19 protein-coding genes are annotated in these 16,199 nt (G+C 42.8%); 13 read left to right on the top strand and 6 right to left on the bottom strand.

Annotation, left to right across the window (positions count from 1 at the left end; all coding sequences use genetic code 11):
• Positions 1–187 precede the first annotated feature (187 nt).
• From B151_RS19365 to B151_RS0104430, 12 genes are all read left to right on the top strand, one after another.
• Entirely contained in the window at positions 188–748 is a 561-nt protein-coding gene (locus tag B151_RS19365) for a Na+/H+ antiporter subunit E (protein ID WP_020402387.1), read from the top strand.
• Positions 748–1,029, top strand: a complete 282-nt coding sequence (locus tag B151_RS0104380; RefSeq protein WP_020402388.1) for an MrpF/PhaF family protein — start codon at positions 748–750, stop codon at positions 1,027–1,029. The genes B151_RS19365 and B151_RS0104380 overlap by 1 nt, the downstream gene beginning before the upstream one ends.
• Positions 1,022–1,351 carry a monovalent cation/H(+) antiporter subunit G gene (gene mnhG, locus B151_RS17960; RefSeq protein ID WP_020402389.1) on the top strand — a complete coding sequence of 110 codons (330 nt, stop codon included), beginning with the start codon at positions 1,022–1,024 and terminating at the stop codon, positions 1,349–1,351. Before B151_RS0104380 ends, mnhG begins: the two co-directional genes overlap by 8 nt.
• Positions 1,351–1,596, top strand: a complete 246-nt coding sequence (locus B151_RS0104390) for a Na(+)/H(+) antiporter subunit B (RefSeq protein WP_020402390.1) — start codon at positions 1,351–1,353, stop codon at positions 1,594–1,596. Before mnhG ends, B151_RS0104390 begins: the two co-directional genes overlap by 1 nt.
• A complete protein-coding gene (mbhE, locus tag B151_RS0104395; RefSeq protein ID WP_020402391.1) occupies positions 1,593–1,907 on the top strand; it encodes a hydrogen gas-evolving membrane-bound hydrogenase subunit E in 315 nt (104 codons plus the stop codon). Before B151_RS0104390 ends, mbhE begins: the two co-directional genes overlap by 4 nt.
• Positions 1,897–2,337 carry an MnhB domain-containing protein gene (locus tag B151_RS0104400; RefSeq protein ID WP_020402392.1) on the top strand — a complete coding sequence of 147 codons (441 nt, stop codon included), beginning with the start codon at positions 1,897–1,899 and terminating at the stop codon, positions 2,335–2,337. Before mbhE ends, B151_RS0104400 begins: the two co-directional genes overlap by 11 nt.
• The gene (locus B151_RS0104405) at positions 2,330–2,698 is read left to right on the top strand and encodes a cation:proton antiporter subunit C (RefSeq protein WP_020402393.1); all 369 of its coding nucleotides are present in this window, start codon (positions 2,330–2,332) and stop codon (positions 2,696–2,698) included. Before B151_RS0104400 ends, B151_RS0104405 begins: the two co-directional genes overlap by 8 nt.
• On the top strand, positions 2,695–4,188 hold the full coding sequence (locus B151_RS0104410; RefSeq protein ID WP_020402394.1) for a complex I subunit 5 family protein: 1,494 nt from the start codon (positions 2,695–2,697) through the stop codon (positions 4,186–4,188). Before B151_RS0104405 ends, B151_RS0104410 begins: the two co-directional genes overlap by 4 nt.
• A 16-nt stretch (positions 4,189–4,204) precedes the next feature.
• Entirely contained in the window at positions 4,205–5,689 is a 1,485-nt protein-coding gene (locus B151_RS17965; protein WP_020402395.1) for a monovalent cation/H+ antiporter subunit D family protein, read from the top strand.
• A gap of 2 nt (positions 5,690–5,691) precedes the next feature.
• Positions 5,692–5,907, top strand: a complete 216-nt coding sequence (locus B151_RS0104420) for a hypothetical protein (protein WP_020402396.1) — start codon at positions 5,692–5,694, stop codon at positions 5,905–5,907.
• The gene (locus tag B151_RS0104425; protein WP_020402397.1) at positions 5,897–7,624 is read left to right on the top strand and encodes a Na(+)/H(+) antiporter subunit D; all 1,728 of its coding nucleotides are present in this window, start codon (positions 5,897–5,899) and stop codon (positions 7,622–7,624) included. The genes B151_RS0104420 and B151_RS0104425 overlap by 11 nt, the downstream gene beginning before the upstream one ends.
• Before the next feature lie 113 nt (positions 7,625–7,737).
• Complete coding sequence (locus B151_RS0104430) at positions 7,738–8,919, top strand: BamA/TamA family outer membrane protein (protein WP_040516578.1); 1,182 nt, start codon at positions 7,738–7,740, stop codon at positions 8,917–8,919.
• Between the two features lie 378 nt (positions 8,920–9,297).
• On the opposite strand, the gene nuoK is transcribed toward B151_RS0104430, so the two are convergent.
• The 3 genes from nuoK to B151_RS0104445 all read right to left on the bottom strand — a co-directional run bounded on the left by nuoK (position 9,298) and on the right by B151_RS0104445 (position 11,033).
• Positions 9,298–9,600, bottom strand: a complete 303-nt coding sequence (nuoK, locus tag B151_RS0104435; RefSeq protein WP_020402399.1) for an NADH-quinone oxidoreductase subunit NuoK — start codon at positions 9,598–9,600, stop codon at positions 9,298–9,300.
• A gap of 2 nt (positions 9,601–9,602) precedes the next feature.
• Positions 9,603–10,121: an NADH-quinone oxidoreductase subunit J family protein gene (locus tag B151_RS0104440; RefSeq protein ID WP_020402400.1), complete on the bottom strand. Its 519-nt coding sequence runs from the start codon at positions 10,119–10,121 to the stop codon at positions 9,603–9,605.
• A gap of 102 nt (positions 10,122–10,223) precedes the next feature.
• Positions 10,224–11,033, bottom strand: a complete 810-nt coding sequence (locus tag B151_RS0104445) for an undecaprenyl-diphosphate phosphatase (RefSeq protein WP_020402401.1) — start codon at positions 11,031–11,033, stop codon at positions 10,224–10,226.
• A gap of 75 nt (positions 11,034–11,108) precedes the next feature.
• Here B151_RS0104445 and B151_RS0104450 point away from each other — a divergent pair, with 75 nt between their 5' ends.
• Positions 11,109–12,110, top strand: coding sequence for an AAA family ATPase (locus B151_RS0104450; protein ID WP_020402402.1), 1,002 nt, complete (start codon positions 11,109–11,111; stop codon positions 12,108–12,110).
• A gap of 332 nt (positions 12,111–12,442) precedes the next feature.
• On the opposite strand, the gene B151_RS0104455 is transcribed toward B151_RS0104450, so the two are convergent.
• The 3 genes from B151_RS0104455 to B151_RS0104465 all read right to left on the bottom strand — a co-directional run bounded on the left by B151_RS0104455 (position 12,443) and on the right by B151_RS0104465 (position 16,118).
• Positions 12,443–13,297 (bottom strand): sigma-70 family RNA polymerase sigma factor, encoded by an 855-nt coding sequence (locus B151_RS0104455; protein WP_020402403.1) that lies wholly within the window; start codon positions 13,295–13,297, stop codon positions 12,443–12,445.
• A gap of 191 nt (positions 13,298–13,488) precedes the next feature.
• Positions 13,489–14,658: a phosphopentomutase gene (locus B151_RS0104460; RefSeq protein WP_026166468.1), complete on the bottom strand. Its 1,170-nt coding sequence runs from the start codon at positions 14,656–14,658 to the stop codon at positions 13,489–13,491.
• Positions 14,655–16,118 (bottom strand): GAF domain-containing protein, encoded by a 1,464-nt coding sequence (locus B151_RS0104465; protein ID WP_020402405.1) that lies wholly within the window; start codon positions 16,116–16,118, stop codon positions 14,655–14,657. The genes B151_RS0104460 and B151_RS0104465 overlap by 4 nt, the downstream gene beginning before the upstream one ends.
• Positions 16,119–16,199 lie beyond the last annotated feature (81 nt).

Raw genomic sequence — 16,199 nt, forward strand, 5'->3', positions numbered from 1 at the left:
GCTTAATTTTTTTTGTCCGCAGCCTGGAACTGTGTTCACAAAAAATTCATTTTTAGTTTCGTTTTTTAGCAATCCTGGTCGGTTATATAATATAGTATTGAGAACTGCCTGATTTTCGTTTCGCGTAATTCTCAGAATTTGTATGTTTGAGGCCATAAAATTCCCTTAACCTAAAATTGATGATCACTTGAAGTCAATATCTTCTCAGAGTCTTATTGTTTCTTTTGTTGTGCTTATGGGATTTTGGTACCTGATGAGCGGTTATTTTGACTTCACCCACAGCTTGATGGGAGTGATCAGTGTATGTATTGTATTGGCCATTAACTATCGCCTCAAAAAGCATACCTATTTTGAAGGGGAAACCGATGTCATCTATGATATCAGGTTTAGTTATGTCCCCTTTTATTTTGGATGGCTGCTTGTTCAGATCGTGATTTCCGGCATCCATGTAGCCAAGATCCTTTTGAGCCCATCCCTGCCCATTCAAACATCCGTGGTAAAATTCAAAGTAAACTACCCAAACCCTCATTGTAAAATGATTCTTGGGAATTCTATAACATTGACACCCGGAACCCTTACCGTTGATATTCAGGGGGATGAATTCATCGTACATGCCATTTCCCCCAATTCTTTTGAAGGTATCGCAAGCGACGAGATGCCCCGGCAAGTTTTGAAATTATTCACTAAAGATTTACACCCCGTGGTTTCTGACTTTAAGGTTTTACAAAGTAAGGAGGAATTAGGATAATGGATTCTTTCTTTCTCTATGCTGCAGTTATTCTAACGGCTATTATAGCCGTACCGGCCTATCGTGTGGTAAAAGGACCGACCGTTTTTGACCGGCTTGTGGGAACCAATGCCATAGCCACTAAAACGATTGTCCTGATTTGTTTGATCGGTTACATTTTCGACCGTATCGGCATGTTTATCGATATTACACTGGCTTATGCGATCCTCGGTTTTGTGGGATCGTTAACCATCGCCAAATACTTTTCTTCCGATAAAGTAAATGTCCGTTTCGATGATTGATATAACCTCTGTTTTTACCATAATTCTTGTTACTGCCGGCATTTTCTTCTTATTGATCGGAAGCATTGGCACTATACGGCTCCCTGATTTTTACTCACGCACGCATGCCACCAGTAAAAGTGATACGCTGGGTATGATGCTTGTCATCATTGGCCTGATCATTTATGAAGGCTTTACCATCGACGGTGGAAAACTGATATTGGTCCTGTTATTCATTCTTCTTGCCAATCCTATTGGTGCTCATGCTTTGGCACGGGCAGCTTTACATGCAGGACTCAAACCCACATTTGAAGATCATAAAAAAGAAGATAAGGAAGGCTGATGTACTGGGAACTTGAACTCATCTTATTCATCTTTTTGCTGATCACCGCTGTTATTGCGCTGGAATCTAAAGATCTGCTGGTAGCCTCCGTCATGTTAACCATGTTCAGTTTTTTGATGGCCTTGATGTTTACCACCATGGGCGCTGTTGATGTGGGCTTTACCGAAGCGGTTGTAGGAGCCGGTGTTACCGGGATCCTTTTAGTTGTTGCCATTTACCAAACCACTTATAAGACAGAAGATTGAAGTACCTTAAATTACTTTTGATCATAGCATTTACTCTTTTGCTGCTTTTTGCTGCATCGGATCTTCCATTTCGTGGAGATCCTGACAACCAGATGAATCAGGAAGTTAGCATGACCGGAACTCCTGTTCCCGGCAACTATTACATTCAGGAGGCCTATCACGATGCCCATACCCCAAATATCGTAACGGTCATCCTCGGTGACTATCGTGCTATTGATACCCTTGGCGAGCAGATCGTGATCTTCACTGCAGGACTTATCACTTTTTTATTACTAAGAAACCGAAAAGAAGGAGAAGAAGATGACGAATAGATCTCCAAGTCCTATTGTGTTATTGGGAACCCGGTTCTTAAGTCCATACATCATGGTCTTTGGTTTTTATGTGATCTTCCACGGCCACTACTCTCCAGGCGGCGGATTTCAAGGCGGTACCTTGCTGGCCGCAGCATTGCTGTTGATCCGTATTGCCAGTGGGACCAAACTTGCCCAACTTCAATTCAAGGATTATCTCGCACGGCCCCTGGCAGCTTTTGGAGTATTTATCTATTTCGGAACGGGGTTGCTTGCACTTTTAATGGGCGGATATTTCCTAGATTACGGAGAACTTCCCATTCCGGGCCTTGAGCCTGCATACCTGAGATATTGGGGAATTCTCATCATCGAGATCGGGGTTGGACTTACCGTTATGACGGTATTAACTCTGATCTATGACAACATGGTAAAAGGAGAAGACTATGCTTGATTTCTTTATGGGACATTATGCGTATTGGTTTACCATTATTCTGCTGGCGATTGGCCTCTATGGCATGTTGATCAAAAAGAATTTGGTGAAGAAGATCATCGGACTCTCCATTTTTCAGGCAGGCGTTATTTTGTTTTTTGTTTCAGTTGCCATGAAAAATGGGGCTACCGTACCGGTAAAAGCCGATAACCTTCCCGTCAGTGAAGTATCAAATTATTTGAACGCTCTGCCCCACACACTAATGCTTACTGCTATTGTTGTTGGGGTAGCCACTCTTGGGGTTGCTTTCGCACTTATGATCAACATCTATAACCGCTACGGCACCTTAAACGAAGAAGAACTTTTAGATAAGATTCAATGATCGGATCCGATATACCGGCTTTAATACCTGCTACATATATCTTTTTTGCGATTCTGATTCCTGTGGTCGCATTCTGGAACCGTAAGGTTGTCAGGCACCTGAGCTTACTTGGCAGTGGGATTGCCACTTTCTTTTCGGCCTGGGGTTTTATGAATATCATCCAAACCGGAGAAACCATCCGGTATGCCTTTGGCGGTTGGGCTCCTCCAATTGGAATTGAATTTGTTTATGACGGACTTGCGGCTTTCATAGTTCTTGTGATTAATACAGTCGCATTTTTGGTACTGATACATTCCAAGCTTATTAGCGATAGGGAATTCCCAGGCAAAAAAATGGCTTTTTACGCTATTTCCATGTTACTGATGCTTGGCTTCAATGGCATGGTACTTACCGGAGATCTGTTCAACTTATATGTATTTTTGGAGATATCTTCCCTTTCCAGCTATGCACTGATTGGCATCGGTTCCAAACGAGCTCCCTTTTCTGCTTTTCGATATTTGATCATTGGTACAGTAGGCGGTTCACTTTATTTGTTAGGTGTTGGGTTCCTTTACACCGTAACCGGTACGCTGAATATCATAGATATGCATGCTATGTTGCCTCAGGTTATAGGGCATTCGTCGGTAGTGGCCGCGCTCATTTTAATGTTGGTTGGAGTCGGTGTGAAGGCAGCCCTTTTCCCGTTACATGGCTGGCTACCCGATTCGTATACCTTTGCATCCTCCACTTCATCAGCACTGATTGCGCCTATAGGCACCAAAGTTGCGGCCTATATTTTGCTTCGAATCGTTTTATTTCTTTTTGGGGTTGAACTCATCGATCACCAGCTACCCATCACAACCATCATAGGTATTTTTGCCGGAATTGGGATTCTCTATGGATCGGTGATGGCTATTGCACAAAGTGAGCTTAAGAAAATGCTGGCTTACAGTTCGGTTTCCCAGATCGGATATATCATTATGGGAATTAGCCTGGCTAACCCTTTTGGTTTTATCGGAGCCGTTCTCCATGTTTTGAACCATGCTCTGATGAAAGCATTACTATTTCTTGTATCCGGCAGCCTGCGCTTAAAAGAAGGCCATTCCCTGATCACGAAATTCAACAATTCTTACCGGAAGAAATACCCCTGGACCATGGCTGCTTTTACAACTGCAGCTATCTCAATGGTGGGCTTGCCTCCCCTTGCGGGCTTTTTCTCGAAATGGTACCTGGCATTGGGAACCATTGAAAACAGTAACTGGATATTATTGGCTGTCATTTTGATCAGTTCATTGCTGAATGCCGTCTATTTCTTCCGAATTTTAGAGAAAGTATATCTCAATGATCCCGAAGCCGAGACATCTGACGAAACAGATGTTGCAGAACGTAATGAAGTTTCTGCAAGTATGATGTTCCCAATGGCCGTAATGGCGATCGGGTTATTGTTGGTAGGTATCTTTAATGCTTATATCGTAAATGTAATTTTCACCATGTTTCCGGCAGGATTTTAAATAGGTAAATAACTCCATGGAGCTTACGTACATCCCTTTATATGCTGTTCTTGTATCGCTGGCTGCGGTACCGTTCATCTTGCTGAGTTCACGAAAACCCAACCTGCGCGAATTTTGGACTATTTTGGCAGGAGTCATAAAATTTCTGCTCGTATTATCGCTATTACCTTCTGCACTGCAGGGAAATACCATTGAACTTCAACTTCTGGAGATCGCTCCCAACCTGCCACTAGTACTAAAAGCCGACACATTTGGGGTTTTCTTTGCTTTGATCGCATCCGGACTTTGGATCTTTACCTCTTTTTATTCCATCGGGTATATGCGTGGTCACCACGAGAAGAAACAGACCCGCTACTTTGCAAGTTTTGCCATTTGTTTGAGTTCCACCATCGGTATTGCCTTCTCCGGTAACCTGTTGACATTCATAATCTTTTACGAGATGCTGACACTGGCAACCTATCCGCTTGTGATTCACAGTGAGAATAAAAAAGCCATTGCTGCCGGACGAAAATACCTGACCTACACCCTTACAGCCGGCCTATTGCTTATTGCTGCCGCCGGAATAACCTATGCATTAACCGGAACATTGGAATTCAGACCCGGTGGTATCTTTGGGGATGTTGAGGTCTCCCACTCCATGGCCGTTGTCATCTTTTTACTATTTCTCGGAGGTGTTGGGGTGAAAGCAGGTATCATGCCGCTACACAGCTGGTTGCCCTCGGCGATGGCTGCACCCACTCCCGTAAGTTCATTGCTGCATGCTGTGGCTGTTGTAAAATCTGGCGTTTTTGGAGTTATCAGGGTAGTAGGATTCATTTTCGGGCCTGAAATGATGGCCGAATTCGGGTTGAACGATATTTTGATGGTATTGGCAGGAGTCACGGTTATCGTGGCTTCCCTGTTAGCCTTTGCTCAGGATAACCTAAAAAGGCGATTGGCTTATTCCACGGTTGGACACCTCTCTTACATTGTGTTAGGGGTTTCATTACTAACTGAGACGGGACTAATTGGAAGTATGCTCCACATTTCGTTTCACGCCACTATGAAGATCACGCTCTTCTTCTGTGCAGGTGCCATTATGGTCAATCTTCACAAAAAGAATATCAGCGACCTGAACGGAATCGCTAAAGTTATGCCTTGGACCATGGCTGCATTCACGGTTGGTTCAATGGGACTGGCTGGAATTCCCCCGGTAAATGGATTTGTGAGTAAGTGGTATCTGGCAACCGGTTCGCTTGAAGGTGGGATGTTGATCCCAGTCCTGATCCTGGTGATCAGTGGATTGCTGAATGTGGGATACTTCTTCCCTATCATTCACCGCGCTTACTTCAAGAAAGGTGGACCTGAGTTAGAAGGACATACAGAAGCTTCCCCATTTATGGTGGTTCCATTATGTGGAACGGCCCTGCTGTCCATTCTTTTTGGATTGAACCCGGATCTGTTTTTTCACTTTTTTGATATGGCATCAACTGTTGCTGCAAGCATCTTTAATCCTATGTAATCATGAAAAACTGGCACTGGATCGTACTTGGAATTTTGTTAATAGTAAGCCTGATCCTCGAGTTTACTTACCTCGCCGACTATGCCTCCCATTGGTGGAACCATGTACCCGCTTTTTATGCCATTTGGGGAGGTTTGGGATGCTTAGCACTGATTTTTGTGACCAAAGGATTAGGCAAAATATTCATCTTAAGCGACGAAGACTATTATGATCGTTGAGCTTCTTTCTGTACCCGCTGTTATTTTGATCTTAGGAGCCGTTGTTCTCCCGCTGATACCGGAGCGGGCCCGGAATTCTGCGTTTATTCTTTTTCCCAGTATAGCATTGTTCCTTGTTTGGACTCTCCCGGAAGGCAGCCTATTGCAAACTTCTTTTGCCAGTTACGAGCTGCATCTTCTTTCCGTTGACAGCCTGAGCAGAGTGTTTGGTATTGTTTTTTCGTTGATCACCATTATTGGCGGAATTTATGCTTTCCATATTAAAGACCTGGTACAACAAACATCAGCACTTGCCTATGCCGGTGGAGCACTTGGAGTTACTTTTGCCGGTGATTTCTTCACCCTCTTTATTTTTTGGGAGCTTATGGCGGTTACTTCCGCTTACCTGATATGGGCACGTAAAACAAAAGAGTCTGATAAGGCCGGTATGCGCTATCTCCTGGTTCACTCATTTGGAGGAGGCTTATTGCTCACCGGCATTCTGTTACATCTTTCCAATGGCGGCTCTATGATGGTTGAAAGCATTGAGCCGGTTTATAATCTTGCCAATATATTTATGTTACTTGGAGTAGCCCTTAATACGGCCGTTCCTCCATTACATGCCTGGCTTGCAGATGCATATCCTAAAGCCACCATCACCGGAGCCATCTTCATGTGTGCGCTCACAACAAAATCGGCAGTATATGTAATGATCCGTTTATTCCCGGGTTGGGATATACTCATTTGGGTTGGGGTGATCATGGCCATTTACGGGACTATTTATGCCTTGCTTGCCAACGACATCAGAGAAATTCTTGCCTACAGTATTATCAGTCAGATCGGATACATGGTAACGGCGATTGGTGTAGGTTCAGAAATAGCCCTCAATGGAGCAACGGCTCACGCATTCAATCACATCGTTTATAAATCACTCCTGTTCATGGCAGCTGGAGCAGTAATCTATGCAACAGGTACCAGTAAACTCCATAAGCTTGGAGGTCTTGGCAAGAAAATGCCTTTACTCGTGGGGCTTTATATGGTTGGAGCACTGTCCATTTCAGGAGCACCATTGCTAAACGGGTTTGTAAGTAAAACCATGATATCAGAAGCGCTTGGAGAAGCTCATTTAGAATGGCCTATTCTCCTACTCCTGATTGCTACCATCGGCACGTTCCTGCACACAGGTTTAAAACTACCGTACTATACTTGGTTTGGAGAGAAGAAAACCGAATTCAATCTTTCAGCAATTCCCGTAAACATGAAAGTTGCCATGGGCATTGGAGCTTTCTTCTGCATCTTGTTCGGTGTTGCCCCGGATTTATTATATAGCCAATTGCCCTATCCTACCGAATTCCAGCCATTCTCAGTCTATACTTTAGTAGAGATGACACAAATACTGATCTTGGCGTTCGTAGGATTCTGGTTCTTTAAAGATCGTTTGAACACTTCACCTACCATTTCTTTAGACACCGACTGGTTTTATCGCAAGCCGGCTGCTATTGTTCGCAAGGTGTTCGTTGATTTCCCAAACAATACATTTGGTATTGCTGAGAAAGGAACACTTTTGCTTGCAGAGAGGCTTGCAAAGCTTTCAAAAAATCCCATGAAACTCTTGATCCCTTCTTTTACTATGGAAGGCAGAGAGATCAAATCTGATGGGTTTTCAGCCGGTATTGGTGCAGCACTGGCTTTTGTCTTATTTAGTTTCCTGGTTATTGGCCTTGCTACCTTATTTTAATTCGTGCTTTCCTAAATAGGATCCCAGTATTTAGAGTTTTTGGGAAACTATCATGGATAATAGATAAGTTTAGGACACTGTAATCTGATCAACACCTTTCAATCTATATTCACTTGCGCCTACTCAACCATCTCTGTTTTTATTGTTTTGTCCTTGCCATTCTATTTGTAAGCAGGCCGGCATCTGCCCAAACAACCTCCGCTCCAATTCCGGCAGATTCAACTGTAACACAACAAGTTGATTATGCCTTTTTGCCGGCCCTCGCTTACAGCAGTGATCTTGGCCTAATTGGAGGAGGAATCATGAGCCGCTATAAATTCGAGGACGGTATAGCACCGTTTTACTCCTACTTACACGTCAATGCGATTATCTCTACCAAAGGCCTTATATCCTCTTCTTTCCTGTTTGATAAACCACGATTTCTGGGCAAAAAACAACGTTTTACCTCAGAGTTCTACGTTTCGAGATTTCTGCAAAGTCAATTCTATGGAATTGGTAATTATGCTCCCCTGCCCGATGCGCTTCAAGACAGCTCCGATTTCTATTTTTACCGGTCATTTTCTACCGGAATTGAACTTTTGCTTCGCAGGCAGGTTTTAAAACACTCCACAAAAAATAAACTGGATATCTATGGAGTAGCCAATTTCGAGTACCGCACTCCCTGGGGAAATGATAACGGGCAATATATCATACAGCAGCAGCCTTTGGGAGTCGATGGCATGCGGGCAATTTCACTAGGCGGAGGATTGGTCTGGGAAAACAGAGACAGTGAATTTGAGCCAACCAAAGGAAATTATGCCAAAGCCGGAATCAAAGTCGGGAACTCTATATTTGGCAGCTCTGCCGATTATTTCCTTTTTGAAAGTGATGTACGAGCCTATACTCATTTTTTTCTGCTTAAAAAGATCACTTTTGCCAACCGCTTATCCTTTCAGCATTCCTCAGGAAACGTCCCCTATTGGCTTCTTCCTGAACTTGGCGGCGAGGAAACCATGCGCGGCTATCCTGAAAACCGGTTCAGAGATGATAATACCTTGTTGTTGAATACCGAATTACGAACCTGGCTACTGGAGTTTCCGGAATATGATGTACGGCTCGGAGGAACACTTTTCATGGATATAGGACGCACTTTTGCCAACAAAACAGCCTTCGGCGATGTGATCGGAGACCTGAACTATACCTTTGGATTTGGGGGAACCAGCTCTTTCTTTAATAACAATTTCATTCTTCGGGGGGATGTCGGTTTTTCCGGGGAAGGGTACGGAATCTATTTCACTGCAGGGTATTTGTTTTAGTACAAACAGAGTTCGAGGATTTGATGGTTCCGTCAATCTTATAATTATTCTGGAACCTATCTTTTTTGAGATCCGGAGTATGATCTCAGAATACAAAGTAGCTCGTCTTTCCAGAGTAGCGAGTATTTAACACAAATGAGGACTACTGTACTGTATAGAATACAAGTTCGAGATCTAATCCTTCTATATTAAGGAATAACCTCCTTATTTCTTGATACTATAGACTTTGGAGATTCGATTGGAACAATTGAGTTCTTCGTTATCGGTTTTAAATCAAACTCAGGTTTCGAGAATCATCCAAAACGCAAGAACACAAAAAAAGCCTCACCAAATATTATTTCGGAGAGGCTTCAAATTTCGGACTTTTAATAAAGCGTTTTACCAGCGTAATAAATTGATCTTTGTAACATCTACAGAAAGATTATTTCGGAAGATGGCAATAATAATCGCTAAGCCAACCACCGCTTCAGCTGCGGCTACAGCCAATGCAAAGAAAACCAAAATCTGCCCATCAATGTTTCCATGGTGACTGGCAAAAGAAATAAGTGACAAATTCACTGCATTCAGCATCAATTCAACACACATAAAGATCACTATTGCATTTCGGCGGATCAAAACTCCAACCAAACCAACCGTAAATAAAATGGCACTGAGGCCTAAGAACCAATCAATTCCAACCATAATTATATCTCTTCTGTTCTTTTAATTTTGTGTTGAGCGATCATCAAAGCCCCTACTACCGCTGCAGTGAGTAAAATAGCTGTCAATTCAAAAGGAAGCAGATAATCTGTAAAAAGCACATCACCAACAGCCTCTACGGTGCCAACTGTTGCCATATTTTCTGATATAGCCGGGAGCATCTCGGTAACACCGGCAAGACTGTAAATGATCTGTCCTGCTACCCCAATAGCTAATACAAAAGCTAAAAGGTATTTAAACCTGAATTTATCGAATAATTTTTCTTCATCCTGAACATTCAGAAGCATGATCACAAACAGGAACAGTACCATAATGGCCCCGGCATATACTAAGATCTGAATAATGGCCAAAAACTGTGCATTCAATAAAAGAAATATTCCGGCCAGTGATACCATATTCAACACCAGGAATAAGGCACTGTTTACCACATTTTTATTGATGATCATAGCCAAGGCCGAACCCACAGCCAGGACTGCTAACATGATGAAAAAATATACGGTCATATGTCTTGTGTTTTATGAGCGTCAAAGGTAGCCATATTTGGCTCCGCCTTCAAGAAACAAGCGCTCAATTTTTTGAATTTTTATCTCGAAAATTTGCATCGGCTATACCCAAAGGTAATACGTTAATCCAACCGCCCCTACCAGCCAGCAATAGTAAGAGAAATAGTGAAATCCTTTTTTCTTTAAGATCAGGATCAAATATTTGAGTGCAAAGTAACCTGAGATGAATGCTGCAAAAAAGCCAACCACTAAATTAATAAATGCAGCTTCAGAAAGACCTGCTTCTAACAACTCTGAAACTTTCAATAACATGGCGCCGGCTATGACCGGAATCAGCATCAGAAAGGAAAAATTTGCAGCCTCTTCCCTTTTTACGCCAAGCCAAAGTGCTGCGGAAATCGTTGAACCGGAACGACTGATTCCCGGAATCATCGCAAAAGACTGTGCAATACCGATCAGGAAACTTCGTACCACACTCACATCCTTGATTGTCTCTCCTACAAAGCGAGTAGAAAATAAAATTAATCCGGTGACGATCAGCATCACCGATACCAGAAGTGGAGATGAAAAAATAGACTCGATCTGTTCTTCAAGCGTGAAACCGATAGCCATTGCCGGGATCATACTGATCAAAATAAATCCGATCATCTTCACATTGGGGTCATTTTTCTTTTCAACAGGAGCCTTCAAGAATTGTAATCCAGAGACAATCAGATCGCCCAACATTTTTCGATAATAGATAAGGATACTGCAAAGCGTTCCAAAGTGAACAACCACCTCAAATGTGATACCCGATTCCACTTCAACCCCTAAAATTTGTTTACCTAATACAAGATGTCCCGAACTGCTGATAGGAAGAAATTCAGTGAGGCCCTGAATAATTCCTAATAAAAAAGATTGTAAAACGTCCATTTGTTATATTTGATGACTTTTTGAAGCCGAGAAAATAATCATATCATCCGCTAATATTAAATAAAGTTTTATCAAATGAGTGAATACGCAGTTGACATGGAAGCACTGACACAAAAGATCGAAAAAGACAGTGCCTTTATTGAAGATATCCGAAAAGAGTTAGATAAAGTGATCATCGGCCAGCGATATATGATCGACCGGCTTTTGGTTGGGTTGCTCACCAATGGACATGTGCTACTGGAGGGGGTCCCGGGGTTGGCCAAAACCCTGACTGTTTCAAGTCTTGCTACGGTTTTAGATACTGCTTTTCAACGTATTCAGTTTACGCCAGATCTTCTCCCTGCCGATCTGATTGGGACGCTTATTTACAATCAGAAAGAAGCGGAATTTTTGGTCAAAAAAGGTCCCATTTTTGCGAACATTATTTTAGCTGATGAGATCAACCGTTCGCCGGCAAAAGTACAAAGTGCGCTGCTTGAAGCCATGCAGGAGAAACAGGTAACCATTGGTGAGCAAACCTTCAAACTGGATGAACCTTTCTTGGTACTTGCCACTCAAAACCCGGTGGAACAAGAAGGAACATATCCTCTGCCGGAAGCTCAGGTTGACCGTTTCATGCTTAAGCTGAAGATCGATTATCCTACCGAGAAGGAAGAAATGGAGATCATGCGGGCACAGGCCAAAACAGGAAAAAAAGTGGAATTGAATAAAGTAGTTTCTCCAAAGAAAATTCTGGATGCTCGCGCTACCATCAATGAAATCTACATGGATGAAAAAGTCGAGCAATATATTGTGGATCTTGTTTTTGCGACCCGAAAGCCTAAGAATTACAACTTAGATGATCTTGAAGACCTGATCAGTTTTGGAGCATCTCCCCGTGCTACTATAAACCTCAACCTTGCGGCGAGAGCTCAGGCTTTTATGGAACACCGTGCTTATGTAACCCCGGAAGATGTTCGCACCATCGCAATGGATGTTCTTCGCCATCGTATCATTCCAACATTTGAAGCGGAAGCGGAAGACATCACTCCCGAAGACATCGTTACAAAGATCATGAATAACGTTCAGGTGCCTTAGGAACACCCAACAAGGAACCTGCCTTTGCCGACAGGCAGGCATCGAATTTTGAACTTTAAAGGACGGTTTTTACAGCCGTCTTTTTTTCAGGGAATACTTCAGGTGTGTTAATTTTTGGCTATCAAGTAACCCGGACAATCTGTCTGAAAATTTTACCTGCTATTCCAGTCCTAACACAACGGGCAGGCTACCCTATCTACGTTCTTCACCTAACATTTTTTGCATAAACTTATACAGAGAAAATCTCTTGGAGAACAAGCTATTTACATCAACGAAAAAGCCCCGCACGTCAAAGACATGCAGGGCTTTCATCTCACGATAAGTATCTCGAATTATCCGAGATAAGCTCTTAATGCGGCACTTCGGTTGTGGTGTCTTAATTTGCGAAGTGCTTTTTCTTTGATCTGTCTTACACGCTCGCGGGTTAGGTCAAAGCGTTCACCAATTTCTTCCAGTGTAAGTGAATGCTCTCGTCCAATTCCAAAGTACAATCGAATCACTTCGGCTTCACGAGTGGTCAGTTTAGAAAGCGCTCGCTCGATCTCTACCTTCAAAGATTCACCCATCAGATCGAAATCCGGATTTGGGATCTCTTCGTTTTCGAGAACGTCGAGAAGTCGGTTGTCTTCACCCTGGGCAAATGGTGCATCCATAGATAAGTGACGACCGGAGATCTTCAGCGTATCAGCCACTTCACCTACACTCATTTCCAGACTTTCAGCTAGCTCGTGGGCAGAAGGAACGCGTTCATATTCCTGTTCAAGTTTTGAAAGCTCTTTTCCAATCTTGTTAAGCGCACCCACACGGTTTAGCGGAAGACGAACAATTCGAGACTGCTCGGCCAGTGCCTGAAGAATAGACTGACGAATCCACCATACGGCATAAGAAATGAATTTGAATCCACGGGTTTCGTCAAAACGTTTTGCTGCTTTGATCAATCCCAGGTTCCCTTCGTTGATCAAATCACCAAGGGAAAGTCCTTGATTTTGATATTGCTTAGCAACCGAAACAACGAAACGAAGGTTTGCTTTGGTAAGATCTTCAAGTGCTCTCTGACTCCCTTTCTGAATTTCTTTAGCCAGACGAACTTCGTCATCCGGGGTAATAAGTTTCTCTTTTCCAATTTCGTGCAAATAGCGATCTAATGACTCTGACTCGCGTGTAGAGATTCCTGAACTTTTTGCCACTGTGTTTTTACCGTTTAATGAATGTTTGCGTACGCTGTTGCGCAGATGATATGTCGTTGCTCAAGCTTTTCTTTGTTCACGTCCGAAAAACTCAAATATTGCGCCTGCGCTCTTATGAATTTTACAATTAAGAAATATACGAAATTAAAAAGCTAATTTAAATTCGTTGGCCATTAAAATTCTTCCATTTGTTAATTAAGAAAGGATTTTCCGGGAAAATCATTCTCCATCTTAAAAAATTCTGCTACGGTTTTGGCAATATTCGAAAACGTATCTCCCGTTCCCAGATTCTCACTCATTGCATTTCCCTTCGGAAATACCAAAAGCGGCACAAATTCCCTGGAATGATCAGTAGAAGATGAGCAAGGATCATTGCCATGGTCTCCTGTAATGATCAATAAGTCCTCTTCGCGAATTTTTGATACAATAGCCGGAATAGCCCGGTCAAATTCTTCTAAACTTCCCGCATATCCTTCCGGGTCGAGCCGATGCCCGAATAGCTGATCGGTATCAATCAGGTTCACAAAAACAAAACTATTATCGAGTTGAGCAGACATCAAACTTAGCAGCTGCGAAATGCCCTCGGCATTACTTTTGGTATGGCGATATTGGGTGAATCCCTGTCCGGCAAAAAGATCTGCCACTTTCCCAATGGAATAGGTTTTTACGCCTGAATCGTACAGCTTTTGTACCAGATTATTCTTTGGAGGGATAGAAGAATAATCATGCCTTTTATCAGAAATTCGCTCAAAATGACCAGTTTCTCCTGTGAAAGGTCTCGCTATAACGCGTCCTACTTCGTGCTCTCCCGTACACACTTCTTTCCTTGCAAACTCACACCATTCATAAAGTTTTTCTACGGAAACAACATCTTCATGGCAGGCAACCTGGAACACGCTATCGGCTGAAGTATATACAATAGGATTTCCGGTTGCGAGATGTTCTTCTCCAAAATCACGAATCACATCGGTTCCCGAATACGGCTTATTACAAAGGGCTTTATCGACTCCAGTGCCTTCACAAAACTGGTCGATTACTTCCTTGGGAAAACCATTTGGGTAGGTAGGGAATGGACGCTCAAGTTGAATCCCGGCAATTTCCCAATGGCCTGTAGTAGAGTCTTTGCCGGCCGAAACTTCCCTGAGTTTTCCATAAGCTGCCAGCGGTTCTTCATTCTCAGTAACCGACGGCAGAGAAATGATATTGCCAATACCCATCTTTTGAAGGTTAGGCAATTTTACACCGGTTTCTTCAGAAACATGCCCCAGTGTATTCATATCTTCATCGCCGTACTCAGCCGCATCTTCCTGAGCACCAACGCCTAATCCATCTACTACAATTACATACACATTTCCCATCAGGCTACCACCAATTCTGCTTCATTATCATTCATCACTTTAGATAAAGCTTTCTTTGCCTTTTCAACTATTTGATAGGCATTGACAGAATCGGGTGTGATGCGAGTACAACCCACCTTAAACTGAACCGGAATAGAACCACCAATTGAGAGTTTCAGTCCCTCTCCCAATTTCCCTTTCAGCTTCTCCATCCAAAAATTAACGGCTTCTTCATCGTCACTTTGTATCATAAAAGCATACACGTAATCGGAGTGGTAACCCATTATACCTGGAATTCCGTGTCGGGATGGGTTTAACATGGACACAAAATCACGTTGTATTTGCTGAAGGTCTTCCAACCGGTACTTGGTTCTCATTCCCGATACATCTTCCGGTGTTACTAAGCCAAACCATGTGTTTTGACCTATCCCATTTTTCATTTTTGATAATTCTACATGAAGAGCCGCTTCCCATAATTCCGGCATGAAGGCTCCGAAATTTTGGGTAAGTATCTCGTCCATCATACCGGATTTCTTCATAGAAGATTGTATACTCAGCGCTCCAATCCTGACCAAATTCGTCAACTTGTGTTTCGTAGATTCTTTAAAGGTAAGTGGATCACTGTCGTAACATACGATAACGCCCTGTCGTCGGTCATGAATCATAACAGGCACAGCAAAAGTTGCCCCCTCCGTGCGTTTTTCGGCTGAAGTGATCCGCCTTGGGTTATTATTAAAATGCATAGTAAAGACCGGTTCACCTTTCTCCAGAGCTTCATATGCTACACTTTTTTCTTCAAGCTGCAAACCTAGATCGGGAGCTTTGACAGCTTTGCTTGACCTTAACACCACGTTCCAGGATTCCATACCCGGGGCTAACAATACCGCGCCTCCATTCGGCAAATTCTTTTGCATCTCTTCCATCACCGTACCCAATATTTCTACCCGGTGCTGATGGAAATCGATCCTGTTAATGGCAGACTCATACTCTTCCCATTCCTGCTGATGTTCATGCAGATCTACCACTTCAAGGTAGGTATCCAAAACATTAACCAACGCATTATTATACGCCATAATCCGGTCCTGGAGTTCCTCCTGATCGATCTCAAATTCACTTTCCAAGACCGTAAGCGCAACCGTTTCACCTTTATTTATAAAAGGCACAATGAGGATGTTTTCAGCTTGAACAAAATCGAAATAATGCATCAATTTTGCTTTAGGAACATCCTCTCCTACTTTGAGCTGAATGACTTCTTCTGCATCCTTGAATTCATTCAAAAAATGATTTTCAAAAGCAACGCGATCCTGAAACATCACATTGGGCAAACCGGTGCTGTTGGTTTCCCACACAAACTGCTGGCGTGAACGGTTCACCCAGCACATATAGGTTAATTGCACCCGTGTTGAAGTTCGCAGAAGGTGTACCAGGTCCTGCAGTATCTGTTTGAATTCTCGAAGAGCTTTTTCTTGTCGGTCTAAAGACATGTTTTAAATTAATTTCCAAGTTCCAATCAATAAATCCCAAAAAATGCTATATAAGAAATTTTGGGCTTTGGAATTTGATTA

The organism is Gracilimonas tropica DSM 19535, assembly GCF_000375425.1.
Lineage (GTDB): Bacteria > Bacteroidota > Rhodothermia > Balneolales > Balneolaceae > Gracilimonas > Gracilimonas tropica.

Coding starts and splice junctions, on each gene's coding strand:
- B151_RS0104445 (WP_020402401.1), bottom strand. CDS start 11,033: ATGGACGTTTTACAATCTTTTTTATTAGGAATTATTCAGGGCCTCACT.
- B151_RS0104390 (WP_020402390.1), top strand. CDS start 1,351: ATGTACTGGGAACTTGAACTCATCTTATTCATCTTTTTGCTGATCACC.
- mnhG (WP_020402389.1), top strand. CDS start 1,022: ATGATTGATATAACCTCTGTTTTTACCATAATTCTTGTTACTGCCGGC.
- B151_RS0104410 (WP_020402394.1), top strand. CDS start 2,695: ATGATCGGATCCGATATACCGGCTTTAATACCTGCTACATATATCTTT.
- B151_RS17965 (WP_020402395.1), top strand. CDS start 4,205: ATGGAGCTTACGTACATCCCTTTATATGCTGTTCTTGTATCGCTGGCT.
- B151_RS0104380 (WP_020402388.1), top strand. CDS start 748: ATGGATTCTTTCTTTCTCTATGCTGCAGTTATTCTAACGGCTATTATA.
- B151_RS0104400 (WP_020402392.1), top strand. CDS start 1,897: ATGACGAATAGATCTCCAAGTCCTATTGTGTTATTGGGAACCCGGTTC.
- nuoK (WP_020402399.1), bottom strand. CDS start 9,600: ATGGTTGGAATTGATTGGTTCTTAGGCCTCAGTGCCATTTTATTTACG.
- B151_RS0104440 (WP_020402400.1), bottom strand. CDS start 10,121: ATGACCGTATATTTTTTCATCATGTTAGCAGTCCTGGCTGTGGGTTCG.
- B151_RS0104465 (WP_020402405.1), bottom strand. CDS start 16,118: ATGTCTTTAGACCGACAAGAAAAAGCTCTTCGAGAATTCAAACAGATA.
- B151_RS0104425 (WP_020402397.1), top strand. CDS start 5,897: ATGATCGTTGAGCTTCTTTCTGTACCCGCTGTTATTTTGATCTTAGGA.
- B151_RS0104405 (WP_020402393.1), top strand. CDS start 2,330: ATGCTTGATTTCTTTATGGGACATTATGCGTATTGGTTTACCATTATT.
- B151_RS0104450 (WP_020402402.1), top strand. CDS start 11,109: ATGAGTGAATACGCAGTTGACATGGAAGCACTGACACAAAAGATCGAA.
- B151_RS0104420 (WP_020402396.1), top strand. CDS start 5,692: ATGAAAAACTGGCACTGGATCGTACTTGGAATTTTGTTAATAGTAAGC.